Source organism: Nostoc sphaeroides (assembly GCF_003443655.1).
Lineage (GTDB): Bacteria > Cyanobacteriota > Cyanobacteriia > Cyanobacteriales > Nostocaceae > Nostoc > Nostoc sphaeroides.
Map to the genome: position 1 here is coordinate 4498751 of NZ_CP031941.1, position 14090 is coordinate 4512840.

A 14090-nucleotide genomic window follows, 5' to 3' on the forward strand; every position below is an offset into this window, starting at 1 on the left:
CCACTCCATCATTAGTTATCTGAGTTACTCCCAGACTGTACTAATTCTTGTTAACTTAAAAGAATGCTAATTAATGCTGAACTCCTACTGCAATACCAACGCTGTAAACGTCGGACTTTTCTAGATATCCACGGTGACAAAAGTCAACGTGATGCTCCCAATGAGTTGCTGCGGAAACTACAACAGGATAAAATCGCTCATCAACTCAGTGCTTTGGCAAAGGTGAGTTATCACCAACCAGATTATTCTTATGGAAACTGGGAAGCAGCAGAAGCAGCAACTTTAGAATTGATGCAGCGTGGAGTTGAGTACATCTATAAGGGAGTACTGTTAGCAACTTATTCTGAAGGATACACCCTGCTAAGTCGTCCAGATTTACTCGTCAAACGGCCAGGAAAATCTTGCTTTGGAGATTGGATGTATGTTCCGGCTAGTACTGAACTGGGTAAGCGCCCTAAGCAAGAATATCAAGTTGTTGCCGCATTTCACGCCCAAGTATTGGCAATAATACAAGACTTTGCACCAGAAACAGCTTGGTTGATATTGCGTACCAAAGATATAAATTATCCTGTGGATTTGCTCAAATGGACACCACGGATGCAGCACATTTTGGAGGAGTTGATTCAAGTTTTAGAGTTACCGAATCCGCCAGAGGTGTTTATTTCTCGGCAAAAGTGCAATCTTTGCCATTGGTATAGTCAATGTTATGCGATCGCTCAATCTGAAAAACATCTCTCACTATTACCAGGTGTAACACCCATTCGCTACACTCAACTTCAAGACCTAGCCATCACCACACTAGAATCTCTCGCTAATACTAGTCCCAGCACCTTAGAAAACCTAGTTGGTTTTGACAGGGAAGTTGCGCCCAAGCTGATAGTGCAAGCTCAATCTGCATTGGAAAGACGACCCTTAATATTACCCTATCCACTACCAATAAAAGATATAACATTCACAGCACCCATAGAGATTTACTTTGATATTGAGGCACAGCCAGACTTAGATTTAAATTATCTTTTAGGGGTTTTGGTCGTTGATAGACTTGCCAATACAGAACAGTTTTATTCGTTTTTAGCAGATAAACCAGAAGACGAAGAATTAGTTTGGCAGCAATTTTTGGATTTAGTTTGGCAATATCCCGAAGCGCCAATTTACCATTTTTGTGTGTACGAGTTTGATACAGTCAAACGGTTGGCAAGGCTTTACAAAACTCCTTCCTCCTTAGTGCGTCCTGTACTGAGTCGATTTGTGGATGTCTATGAACAATTAACCCAAAGTGTAGCATTACCTGTAGAAAGTTATGCCCTGAAAGCGATCGCTCGTTGGTTAGGATTTGAGTGGCGGGAAAAAGAAGCTAGTGGTGCTAAGTGTATTTACTGGTATGATCAGTGGCTAGAAACAGGCGATCGCACCTTACTAGAAATTATCCAAAGCTACAACGAAGATGACTGTCGCGCTACCCTCAGAGTGAAAAACTGGCTGGTAAACTTTTTTCAGGATGAATATGGTTTACGCCTAGCTTAAGTAATTTCGGATTTTTTAAAGCTTTTCAATTGCTTAGAATACATGTTATTTGTAGCGGTGTACAGATGTGCAACCATGCTGGCTTTAGCGTGATACAACGTATTTCAGGTAAATGAAGTACGGAGGTAGGGGCATAGCACTGCCTATAGGTGTCAACTTAACGTAAGAACCAGTCTAGAAAAAGCTTTTAGGATTGCCTCGTTCCCAGTATCCGACTGGGAATGCCCGTCGTTGAGGCTCCGCCTCAAGACTTGCGGCAGAGCCGCAATGATGTGCATTTACAGCCAAAGGCTGGAAACGAGGTTTGAAAAGGGTTTTAGCTTAAGTTGACACCTATAGGCACTGCCATGCCCTTACAATTATCTGTACCTCAGCAACTTGCAATCTGCTGTATCTTATTTCTAAGTTTTCACTTCAACACAAATATATGCAGTTAATTAAAAATATCTTCAAAATTCCACGAATTATTTACTTCTTTATCGCAATTATAATTTTCATCTTTTTATTAAACTTTTTACCCATAAATGCCGTCGAAATAAGTAGCATAAAGTTCATCGGAGAAGCGACTTTAGCAAAAGGTTTAACCTTACAAAAAACTGAAATTGGAGGTTTATCTGGAATTACATATAATTCTACAAACAACCTTTATTATGCTATTTCCGATGACCGTGGGCAAAAAGCTGCTGCCCGTTTCTACACCCTGAAAATCGACTTAAGCAAGGATTCCCTACAAAAAGGTAAAGTTGTTCCTGTCAGTATTACTACATTATTAAATGAAAATGGTCAAACCTTTCGCCCTGGTGAAACTGATACCGAAGGTATTGCTTTAACTAATAAAGCAACTGTGTTTATTTCTTCTGAAGGCGATGCTGCAAAATTAATTAATCCTTTTATTAAAGAGTTCTCACTATCTTCTGGTAGAGAAATTACAACACTTCCTATACCAAGCAAATTTTTGCCCGATAAAAGTGGTAAACAAGGTATCCGCAACAATTTGGCTTTTGAAAGCCTTACCATCACACCCGATAAAAAGCATCTATTCACAGCCACCGAAAATGCTCTAATTCAAGATGGTGTCGCAGCAAAAGCTAACATCGGTACTCCTTGTCGGATTTTGCAATACAACTTGCTCAACAACCAGCCAGAAAAGGAATTTCTTTACCAAACAGAACCAGTTTCCCCCTTTTTGAATGTGACTGGCAAATTCGCTAGTGGATTACCTGATTTACTTGCTCTCGATAATCAAGGACACTTCCTAAGTTTAGAACGGTCTTTTACTGGTTTAGGATTTGCTATTTCCCTATTCCAGGTTTCTTTAGAAGGATCTGATGATCTTCATCAGATAAATAGCCTTTTAGCAGTTGGCTCTAAAAATATTAAACCAGTTCAGAAAAAACTACTGTTAGATTTGAGAAGCCTAGATGTACTGCTAGACAACATTGAAGGTTTAACTCTTGGCCCTAAACTATCCGATGGTCAGCAATCATTAATTCTCATCAGTGATAACAATTTTAACTCCTTGCAACGGACTCAGATACTAGCCTTTAAAATGAAAATTGAAACACCACTAATCAGATTCTTACGCCGTTTATTCCCAAATCTCAACCCTTAGCTGTACAGAGGTATCAAGGTTTTACTGCCATTTATTTTTTACTGTGTATTCACGGAATTTACTAAGCAGCTTTATCTAGCTTATTTGTAGTTTCCGTGTAATTTCTCAACCGTATTCCTTAATAAATATGTTACACCATACTTAAGGAAATTTTCAGAGAGATTAACCTTGATTACAACATATAATTAATTTTCTAAAAACTATGATATTTTCTAAATTTATATTTCATAATTAACTAGACTTATTAAAGTATTTTGCCAACACTATTTTTCATAAATGATTTTTATGTCACAAAATAAAATTGAGAATATGGTAGGGCAAAAAGCAGAGCTAGACAATTACATTGGACAGTTCTTAAATAATCGCTATTTAATCAGAGATTTGATTGGCAAAGGGGGATGAGTAGAGTTTATTTAGCAGAAGATACTGCTAAAGGTGGTATGCCGATCGCAGTCAAAGTCTTATCATTTAATTTGGCTAACCAGCACATGTCCCAACGCTTTGCCAGGGAGATTTTTATTGGCGCTCAATTAGGCCGTAAAAGTAAACATATTGTTCGCGTTTTAAGTTATGGCGTTACTGATGATAAAACTCCATTCTATGTAATGGAATACCTGCAAGGAAAAAATCTCAAACAAATTATTAAAATTCAGCCCTTAACAATATCAAAGTTTTTAGAGATTTGTAATCAAATTTGTTTAGGCTTAAAATGTGCCCACCAAGGTATCAGCCTCAAAGGAGAGATTTATCCTATTGTTCATAGAGATATTAAACCAGAAAATATATTCATTACTGAAGATAGTAAGCAAGGAGAAATTGTCAAAATACTAGATTTTGGTATTGCTAAGTTTTTAACAGAGCGAAGTGGGATGACTTTGACAGATTCTTTTATTGGCAGTTTACCTTACTGTTCTCCAGAACACATGGAAGGGCGCAAATTGCTAGATGTTCGCTCTGATATTTACAGTTTGGGAGTACTAATGTTTGAGATGCTGACAGGAAAGCATCCATTTCAGACAAAAAGTAACTCTTTTGGTACTTGGTATCAAGCGCATCGCTTTCAAATTCCACCTACACTTGAGGAAGTGAACCCGCAAGTAAAAATTCCGCAGGCGTTAGAAAAAATAGTGATGAGTTGTTTAGCTAAAGAAGTAAGCGATCGCCCTCAAAATGTCAACCAAATATTAGAAGATTTAGAAAAAGTTAATGTTCAGATTAATGATGGTATTACTAGCAATAGCAGTGACATTATTAAAGTTTCATTTCCGGTTCAATTAGTACCTTCAACTTTATTATCAGAAAAAGAGTGTTTGCAGAAGAATTGGCCTAAAAATAAACCAATTGTGCCAATTGGGTTTCCCCATTTACTACAAACGGCTGAAAGAGCTATACCAACTTTTTGGGCAATGTTACCCAAACAAGAGATTACAAAATTTTTGGATAAAATACATGGTACTGAATTTATTAGTCAAATGAATGTTTACCCAATGCTCTTGTGGGTAACAGTACTATACGATATTCAAGCTTCTATGGCTAAGTGGCTACCTTATTTTCTGGATTTGAAAGATAATAAAAGTCAGAATATAGCACGTAGTTTAGCGGAAGTAGGTTACTATCATTTACTATTCTTTGCCATAGAAGATCCAACTCAATGCTCTCATGTAACAACTTTAAGCCTTACAGCTAACCAGCGCCAGCAACTTATAGATTGCTTAGAGATGAGTCAACATCCAAATGAATTAATTCTGTCTAATCAAGCCAAAGATATTCTAAAAACAGATTATGAAAAGCTGAAGTTAGACATCTTACGAAAATTAGCCGCAGAGCAAAAATCTGAGACAGAAGGTTTAAAAAATTGGATGGATAAATTTGTGGAGATTTTTTTAAAACTTTTATCACGTTCTTGAAAGTCTCCTATCAAAATGCTTACTACCATTACCTAATGATATTTTTATGTGTGTATTGCTAACTTTAAATAGACTCAGCAGAGGTAAACAAAGTGAATCAGAGCTTATTTGCATCTCCAAGTAGTATGGGCTTGCTTGCCAATCGTTATCAACTCAAGCAATTAATTGGTAGCGGTGGCATGGGTGAAGTTTTTTTAGCAAATGATATTTTGTTAGGAGGCATACCAGTTGCTGTCAAGTTTTTGACTCAAACTGTTGTCGATAAAAAGATGCAACAAGACTTTGCTCGTGAAGCTTTAATGAGTGCGGCTTTGAGTCAAAAGAGCTTACATATAGTGCGGGCGTATGATTATGGTGTGAATGAGAAAGGAAAACCATACTACGTCATGGAATATTTATGTGGTAAGAGTTTAAAGGATTTAATTCCGCTACCACTGCCCATGTTTTTGACTCTCTCCCGCCAAATTTGTTTGGGCTTAAAGTGTGCCCATCAAGGCATTAACATTGATGGCAAAATTTGTCCTTTGGTTCATAGAGATATCAAACCTGCCAATATATTAGTTATTCCCGATCCGATATTGGGTCAGTTAGTTAAAATTCTCGATTTTGGTATTGCTAGATTTTTGAATTATACATCAACAGCTAGTACAAGTAGGGGATTTAATGGCACTTTACCCTACTGTTCTCCAGAACAGTTAGATGGGGAAAAATTAGATAGTCGCTCTGATATCTATAGCCTGGGTGTGATGATGTTTGAAATGCTCACAGGCAAAAAACCCTGGCAACCAGAAACTGATTACTTTGGTGCTTGGTATAAAGCACATCACTTTGAGCAACCAAAAGCGATCGCAGATGTTCAACCTACTCTTAAAATACCTGAAAAGCTAAATAATTTAATCATGTCTTGTCTGGCGAAAAAATCTTGCGATCGCCCCCAAAATATCGCTCAAATTTTGCAAGTATTAAACAGTTTAGAAGATTCTAATTCTCCCAGTATACCTACAAATTTAGCCTCTAGTTCCATCCTTAGCCGTCCCTTAGATTCAGGTTTACCAATCACAGTAGAACAAAGCTGCCGGAAACTTTTGTGGCCTCCAAATAAACCAATTCAAGAAATTGTTTTTCCCCAGCTTCTAGACACCCCACAGGGAGCTATGACAGCACTATGGTTGATGTTGCCAAAACAAGAAATCAAAAACTATGCCCTTTCTACCCGTTACAACCAGTTTATCTTTATGACATCCCCTCACCCAATGCTGTTGTGGGTGACTCTACTCTACAATCGGCAATTGGCTCCTAAGTGGCTACCATGCTACTTAGATATGCAAAATCCCCAAAATACTAGGCTGGTAAGTTTCCTGGCTGAAAATGAACACTATCCTTTGATTTTCTTTACTCTGGAAGCACCACATTCATGCACCAACGTTCTCAGTAGTCGCATCGAGCCAACTCCGCGACAAATGTTGAAAAATTGGGCGCAACAAATTCATAGTCTACCACCAGCTTCTCAACCCCAGTTGAGCAAACAGCTATTAAAACAGCAGTATAAACAAATGCAATCCCGCATATTGCAGCATCTGGAATCACAGCCACAGGTTGTATTATCAGGGTTTTAACGAAAAATCCGCACCTGGGAGAGACGGGACAAAAAGAATTCCTAATTTCCCACTCCAAAACACTTGACAAGTAGAAAAAAAATAGTGATAATAGCAAAGTTGCCAAACAAGGGACTGTAGTTCAATTGGTTAGAGCACCGCCCTGTCACGGCGGAAGTTGCGGGTTCGAGCCCCGTCAGTCCCGTTCTAAATTTATGAGTAGTAAATCACTGAACTTCGGTGATTTTAGATTTTGAATTCCCCGAAGGGATTGACTCAGAATTCAGGATTTGAATATAAGCTACATTTATCATGCTTTGCAAAAGAGAGAATTAACTGTGACTGTCAGAGTCCGTATTGCGCCGAGTCCAACCGGAAATTTACATATTGGTACAGCTAGAACGGCTGTATTTAACTGGTTATTTGCCCGCCACCACGGCGGTAAATTTATCCTGCGAATAGAAGACACAGATTTAGAGCGATCGCGTCCCGAATACACCGAGAATATCCTTGAGGGATTGCGTTGGCTAGGGCTTAATTGGGATGAAGGGCCATTTTTTCAATCTCAACGCCTGGATATTTATAAAGAAGCAGTACAAAAACTGCTAGATCAAGGATTAGCCTATCGCTGCTACACCACTTCCGAAGAACTAGAAACTCTAAGAGAAGCTCAGAAAGCTAGAAACGAAGCTCCTCGGTATGACAACCGTCACCGCAACCTCACGCCAGAACAAAGCGCCGCTTATGAAGCAGAAGGTCGCTCCTCTGTGATTCGCTTCAAAATCGAAGATGGGCGGGAAATTGTCTGGAACGACCTAGTAAGGGGAAAGATGTCTTGGCGAGGTAGCGATTTAGGTGGTGATATGGTCATCGCCCGCGCCTCAGAAGAAGGAAGCGGTCAACCTTTATACAACTTTGTAGTTGTAGTGGATGACATTGATATGCAAATCACCCATGTCATTCGGGGAGAAGATCATATTGCCAACACCGCCAAGCAAATTTTACTGTATGAAGCAATGGGTGCAAAAATCCCAGAGTTCTCCCACACGCCGCTAATTTTGAACATGGAAGGGCGCAAGCTTTCTAAGCGGGATGGCGTTACTTCCATTTCTGACTTTCAGCAAATGGGTTTTATTGCTGAAGGGTTGGTAAATTACATGACATTGCTGGGTTGGTCGCCACCAGATTCGACGCAAGAAATATTTACCTTAGAAGCAGCAGCCAAAGAATTTGGTTTTGAGCGTGTAAATAAAGCAGGTGCAAAGTTTGACTGGGACAAGCTGGATTGGTTAAACAGTCAGTATATCCACAAAACGCCAGTAGATAAACTCACAGATTTACTCATACCCTATTGGCAAGCGGCTGGGTATAAATTTGATGGTGGAAGAGAACGCCCTTGGTTAGAGCAGCTAGTAACTTTAATTAGCCAAAGTTTGACTCGTTTAGTAGATGCAGTACCTCAAAGCCAACTGTTTTTTACTGACACAGTTGAATTTAGCGAGGAAGGTAGTACACAACTGAAGCAAGAAGGTTCTACTGCTGTGCTTGAGGCGATTGTCACAGCCTTAGAAAATCAGCCGCAACTGTCAGAAGCCGCCGCCCAAGATATTATTAAACAAGTGGTGAAAGAGCAAAAAGTCAAAAAAGGCTTAGTAATGCGATCGCTCAGAGCAGCCTTAACTGGAGATGTTCATGGCCCCGACTTGATCCAATCTTGGTTACTACTAAATCAGATTGGTTTAGATAAGTCGCGCTTGAGTAAGGCAATAACACAAGCTAGTTAGCGATTACAACAATTTTTATATGGGTGTGGGAGTGAGGAGAGACGCGATTAATCGCGTCTGTACAAAGTGAGGGATTATAAGAATTCTTCCCCATTCCCCATTCCCCAATTTCAAATCTAAAATAGGTAGTCAATTATCCTCACGTTGGGAACTTGGTGTGTAAAATTCATGTCTTCAAAAACACTTAGAAGCGAACGTAATTACAATGCCGACAAAAGCGCTCAATAGAGGGATGAGATTATCGTTCATGATAGTTATGCTGTTCATCACATCGGCAATTAATGCTGGCGTTGATGCTCAGGAAGCGCCAACGATATTTGGAGATGTCACCATTGGGCCTCAGTTTTCCCCAGACCCCCTGACAGTTCGCGGGATGAGTGGTGGTTCAATATCTGGGAGTGAAGTAGGTGGGAGAACTGAAACAGCTACTGGCCCTTGCACCGGATTTGTTGATGAAACACCAGACCACAAATTAGCGCTAACAAGTAAATTTGACTACCTGAAGCTGCAAGTGCAAAGTCCTGAAGACACCACCATGATTATCAAGGGGCCCGGTGGTACTTGGTGCAATGACGATTTTGATGGTAAAAATACTGGCATGATTGGTGAATGGCTACCTGGAACTTACCAAATTTGGGTTGGTTCCTACCAAAAAGACAAGTATCTTCCTTACACTCTAAAAATTACAGAAGTTAAGTAGGGAATGGGGAGTAGGGAGTAGGGAATGGGGAATGGGGAATGGGGCAGAGGGGCGGCTCTTGCTGAGGGGAAAATTTTTCTCCCTTGCTCCCTGCTCCCCTGCTTCTTCCCTACTCCCCACTCCCCACTCCCCACTCCCCCTAATGATGATTGAAAGAGGCCGGAATGACGCGAAGAACATTCTAGAGAAATTATCCGTGTCTTTGCATCCCGTTGCACTCCCTTTTCTCGTGCGATTTTGTATTAAAATTAAGTTAACTTTGATTAAGATTCTTGTTGGCATCGCCATAATGCGCCAATCGCTGTATGGCAGTGCATATAAGAGATCAAATTACACAAAATGGATTTATAAACATCCGTTTAACAGCTTAAAGTGGCAGAGTGATGAACATTCGGTTGCTAAGGCTGATGAATTGTATAGGCATCTAGAGGCAAATTAAAATGAAATTCTCTTGGAAAGTCGTAGTACTCTGGACATTGCCTGCTTTGGTAATTGGTTTTTTCTTCTGGCAAGGGGCTTTTGCAGGCTCTCCTACCGACATGAGTAAGAATACAGCCAATACCCGCATGACTTATGGTCGCTTTCTAGAATACTTGGATGGCGATCGCGTCACCAGCGTGGATCTATACGAAGGTGGTAGGACAGCAATTATCGAAGCCCGCGATCCAGACATCGAAAATCGTGTCCAAAGGTGGCGTGTGGATTTGCCTGTTAACGCTCCTGAGTTAATTAGCAAGCTCAAAGAAAAAGACATTAGTTTTGATGCTCACCCGATGCGGAATGATGGCGCAATTTGGGGATTGTTGGGCAATCTGATATTCCCAGTTTTATTGATTACCGGGCTGTTCTTTTTGTTCCGACGTTCTAGCAACCTCCCTGGCGGGCCAGGTCAAGCGATGAACTTCGGCAAATCCAAGGCGCGTTTCCAAATGGAAGCGAAAACCGGGGTCAAATTTGATGACGTAGCCGGGATTGAAGAAGCTAAGGAAGAATTGCAAGAAGTTGTCACCTTCCTGAAGCAGCCAGAAAGATTTACCGCAGTAGGCGCACGGATTCCCAAGGGAGTGCTGTTAGTTGGGCCTCCTGGAACTGGTAAAACTTTACTAGCAAAGGCGATCGCTGGTGAAGCAGGCGTACCTTTCTTCAGTATTTCCGGTTCGGAATTTGTGGAAATGTTCGTTGGTGTGGGTGCATCCCGCGTCCGCGATTTGTTCAAGAAAGCCAAAGATAACGCCCCTTGTATCATCTTCATCGATGAAATCGACGCTGTAGGACGACAACGGGGCGCTGGTATCGGTGGCGGTAACGACGAGAGAGAGCAAACCCTCAACCAGTTGCTCACTGAAATGGACGGGTTTGAAGGTAATACAGGCATCATTATTATTGCTGCTACCAACCGTCCCGACGTACTAGACTCAGCTTTGTTACGTCCCGGTCGCTTTGACCGACAAGTAACAGTTGATCCACCCGATATCAAAGGGCGTTTGGAAATCTTGCAAGTCCATTCACGCAACAAGAAACTAGATCCTAGTGTATCCTTGGATGCGATCGCTCGCCGCACTCCTGGATTTACGGGTGCTGATTTAGCCAACTTACTCAACGAAGCAGCAATTCTCACAGCTAGAAGACGTAAAGAAGCTATCACCCTCCGCGAAATTGATGATGCGGTGGATCGGGTAGTCGCTGGGATGGAAGGCACTCCTTTGGTAGACAGCAAGAGCAAACGCTTAATTGCATACCACGAAATTGGACACGCCTTAGTTGGGACTTTGTTAAAAGACCATGACCCAGTGCAGAAAGTTACCTTGATTCCAAGAGGACAAGCGCAAGGTTTAACTTGGTTTACTCCCAACGAAGAACAAGGGTTAATTTCTCGTTCTCAGTTGAAAGCGAGGATTACTGGTGCTTTGGGCGGTCGCGCTGCTGAGGAAGTAATTTTTGGGGCTGCGGAAGTTACAACTGGCGCTGGTGGAGACTTGCAACAGTTATCGGGAATGGCGCGGCAGATGGTGACTCGTTTCGGGATGTCCGATTTAGGGCCATTGTCGTTGGAAAGCCAGCAAGGTGAAGTGTTCTTGGGTCGTGACTGGACAACTCGATCTGAGTATTCCGAATCTATCGCCTCTCGCATTGATGGACAAGTGCGAGCGATCGTGGAAGAATGCTACGAAAACTCGAAGAAGATTATCCGTGACCATCGCACTGTCACCGATCGCTTAGTCGATTTGCTCATCGAAAAAGAAACCATTGACGGCGAAGAATTCCGTCAAATTGTGGCTGAGTACGCTGAAGTTCCTGAGAAGCAGCAGTACGTACCACAACTGTAATAATTAATTATTTTCTGGGCTAATGCCTGGGAATGAGCAAATAAATAAGCAAGAAATCAAATGAGGATGGCACATACCATCCTCATTTTTTTAGCTCTACCGTAAATGTTTTGCTATTGAAGAATAATTCTGAATTCTGTTCGATAAACCAAATAAAAATCCGAAACTGGCAACATAGCTATTGTATATAAATATCTACCCAATTTTATTTGCAGAAAATGAATAGCAAAGCTAAATTTTTGACTTTTGGCATTGTAACGCTTGCTCTTTCTTCTCTAACTGTCGGCACAGTCATAGCACAGACAAAACTGACAAATCAATCGAAATTGTTCATCAATGGTATCGGACAGGTTCCAATACTGTTCGGTTAAGCCTAAAAAATAACTCCAATGTAGGTTGGGTTGAGGAACGAAACCCAACATTTTCAGGGATTTGTTGGGTTTCACTAAAGTTCAACCCAACCTACAAATCTTCTTAACCGAACAGTATTGGGACAGGTTCGAGTTGGGATGACTTTCTCCCAAGCGGCAAAAGCTTCTACTACTAAGCTAGTTGGCGATGCACCTAATAATAATTGCTACTACGTTAAGCCAGAAGGGGAACCGAAAAATCTTGGGTTTATGGTGACAGAAGGTCGTATTTCTAGAGTAGATGTGTGGAGAGATGGCAAAATTACTACTTTAAAAGGTGCAAAAATTGGCGACACGGAAGCGCGGATTAAGTCTCTTTATCCAGGACAAATTAAAGTCACGCCTCATAAATACGTCCAAGGCGGACACTACTTGACATTGATCCCGAAAGACCGTGCTGACCAAAACTATCGTGTGGTATTCGAGACTGACGGTAAGCGTGTTACTCAGTTTCGGTCAGGTAAGCTGCCGGAAGTTGAATTTGTTGAAGGGTGTTCTTGATCTGAGATATCATCAAACTTACTTTCTTTGCGATCGCAGTGTTTAATTGCGAATTGCGAACTTGTGCCGAGCGAAGTCGAGGTATTGCGAATTGCGAATTAGATTTATCTTTCCACTTCATCCACTGCCTTGGGAACTCCCGCAGTTAACACTTCATGTCCATCAGATGTAACTAACACATCATCCTCAATCCGAATACCAATGCCAATCCATCGAGGATCAGTCTCTGGTTGATCTTCTGCTAGTTTGGTATCAGGCACAATATATAATCCCGGTTCCACTGTCAAAATTTGGCCTGGTTGCAAAATCTGCGGTTTATCTTCACCGTGTTGGTAAACACCCACATCATGAACATCCAACCCTAACCAATGACTAGTGCGATGCATATAATATGGCTTATATTTCTCTTCTTCAATTAACTTATCAATTTCACCTTTGAGGATGCCAAGTTCAACTAAACCTTCCGTGAGAACGCGCACTGCTGTATCATGAACTAATTTGAAGGGATTACCTGGTTTTACTTGAGCGATCGCTTGTTTTTGTGCCTCCAATACAATCTCATACAGCGTCTTTTGTTCTGGCGTAAATTTACCCCCAACAGGAAATGTCCGCGTAATATCCGAGTTGTAATAACCGTAAGCACAACCGGCATCAATTAGCAGTAATTCTCCATCCTGCATTTGACGATTATTTTCAATGTAGTGCAGTACGCAAGCATTCACACCGGAAGCCACAATCGAAGGATAAGCTGGCCCTAAGCCACCCCGAACTCGAAAAATGCGTTCCATCTCCGCCTGTATTTCATACTCATAACGTCCGGGTGCGGCGATCTCTTGGGCGTAATTGTGTGCTTCGACTGCGATCGCAACTGCTTGACGCATCAATTCCAACTCAGCTTCACTTTTGATTAGTCTCATGCTGTTGAGAACAGGGCCAGTATCTTCAATAGCGACAGGCCCTGTACCGCGTTTAGGATAAGTTCGTAGTAAACTTTGGTAATGTCGCAGGATTTGGTCATTGAAAGGGCGATCGCGTCCTAAGTGATAATAAATCCGGCTGGATTTTTCCAAATACTGCGGCAACTTTTCATCTAACTCGCTAATGGGGTAAGCTTCATCAGCACCATAAATTTCCTTGGCTGCATCTACCCCAGAAAGATAACCAGTCCATACTTCCTTTTCGCGATCCTTCGGTTGGACAAATAGCACAAACCGATGTTCTGAATGATGCGGCGCTAACACTGCTACTGCCTGTGGTTCATTAAAACCAGTTAAGTAGAAAAAATCACTATCTTGGCGATAAACATACTCGACATCGTTGTGCATCACTGCCATTGGCGCACTGCGAAAAATGGCTGTGCCATCACCAATTTTTGCCATTAACTGCTCACGACGCTGCCGATATTCTGCTTTCATAGCTGATGTATGTATTAAATTAATGTGTTATTTTACACTTTTGCCAACTACTTAGAAGCAGAATTTGTGCATCTAGGTAGTTGCTAATCTAAGTTATTCTAACTAATTTGTTTTAACTCAAGTCATAAATGATTGGTAAATAATCAATTATCTTAAAAATCTCAAATACCTGACTTCTTTGAGAAGTCGGGTATCTTATTATTCATCGATAATTTAGACTTACTATACAAACTCACATTCAGATTACCTAGTGTAACTATTTTTATGTAATCAACTAACAATCACATTAAGATGTATTGGATGTTTTAATTCAAC

10 protein-coding genes, 1 tRNA gene and 1 pseudogene are annotated in these 14090 nt (G+C 41.1%); 11 read left to right on the forward strand and 1 reads right to left on the reverse strand.

What is annotated here, in order from left to right; all coding sequences use genetic code 11:
• The first annotated feature begins 63 nt into the window (after positions 1-63).
• The 11 genes and pseudogenes from D1367_RS20050 (at position 64) to D1367_RS20095 (ending at position 12360) form a co-directional block, all read left to right on the forward strand.
• On the forward strand, positions 64-1524 hold the full coding sequence (locus D1367_RS20050) for a TM0106 family RecB-like putative nuclease (protein ID WP_118167934.1): 1461 nt from the start codon (positions 64-66) through the stop codon (positions 1522-1524).
• Between the two features lie 427 nt (positions 1525-1951).
• Positions 1952-3136, forward strand: coding sequence for an esterase-like activity of phytase family protein (locus D1367_RS20055; protein ID WP_118167935.1), 1185 nt, complete (start codon positions 1952-1954; stop codon positions 3134-3136).
• Between the two features lie 285 nt (positions 3137-3421).
• Positions 3422-5043, forward strand: a pseudogene (locus tag D1367_RS20060) (serine/threonine protein kinase).
• A 92-nt stretch (positions 5044-5135) separates the two neighbouring features.
• Positions 5136-6659, forward strand: coding sequence for a serine/threonine protein kinase (locus D1367_RS20065; protein WP_118167936.1), 1524 nt, complete (start codon positions 5136-5138; stop codon positions 6657-6659).
• A 110-nt stretch (positions 6660-6769) separates the two neighbouring features.
• A tRNA-Asp gene (locus D1367_RS20070) sits at positions 6770-6843 on the forward strand.
• Positions 6844-6976: 133 nt separating this feature from the next.
• On the forward strand, positions 6977-8422 hold the full coding sequence (gltX, locus tag D1367_RS20075; protein ID WP_118167937.1) for a glutamate--tRNA ligase: 1446 nt from the start codon (positions 6977-6979) through the stop codon (positions 8420-8422).
• Positions 8423-8627: 205 nt separating this feature from the next.
• Entirely contained in the window at positions 8628-9122 is a 495-nt protein-coding gene (locus D1367_RS20080) for a hypothetical protein (protein WP_181984896.1), read from the forward strand.
• A gap of 142 nt (positions 9123-9264) precedes the next feature.
• Positions 9265-9561 carry a hypothetical protein gene (locus tag D1367_RS31025; protein ID WP_181984897.1) on the forward strand — a complete coding sequence of 99 codons (297 nt, stop codon included), beginning with the start codon at positions 9265-9267 and terminating at the stop codon, positions 9559-9561.
• Position 9562: 1 nt separating this feature from the next.
• Positions 9563-11449 carry an ATP-dependent zinc metalloprotease FtsH2 gene (gene ftsH2 / locus D1367_RS20090; protein WP_118167939.1) on the forward strand — a complete coding sequence of 629 codons (1887 nt, stop codon included), beginning with the start codon at positions 9563-9565 and terminating at the stop codon, positions 11447-11449.
• Positions 11450-11667: 218 nt separating this feature from the next.
• Positions 11668-11820 (forward strand): hypothetical protein, encoded by a 153-nt coding sequence (locus tag D1367_RS31030; protein ID WP_181984898.1) that lies wholly within the window; start codon positions 11668-11670, stop codon positions 11818-11820.
• A 117-nt stretch (positions 11821-11937) separates the two neighbouring features.
• Entirely contained in the window at positions 11938-12360 is a 423-nt protein-coding gene (locus D1367_RS20095; protein ID WP_228674796.1) for a hypothetical protein, read from the forward strand.
• Positions 12361-12464: 104 nt separating this feature from the next.
• On the opposite strand, the gene D1367_RS20100 is transcribed toward D1367_RS20095, so the two are convergent.
• Positions 12465-13775 (reverse strand): aminopeptidase P N-terminal domain-containing protein, encoded by a 1311-nt coding sequence (locus D1367_RS20100; protein ID WP_118167940.1) that lies wholly within the window; start codon positions 13773-13775, stop codon positions 12465-12467.
• Positions 13776-14090: the final 315 nt, after the last annotated feature.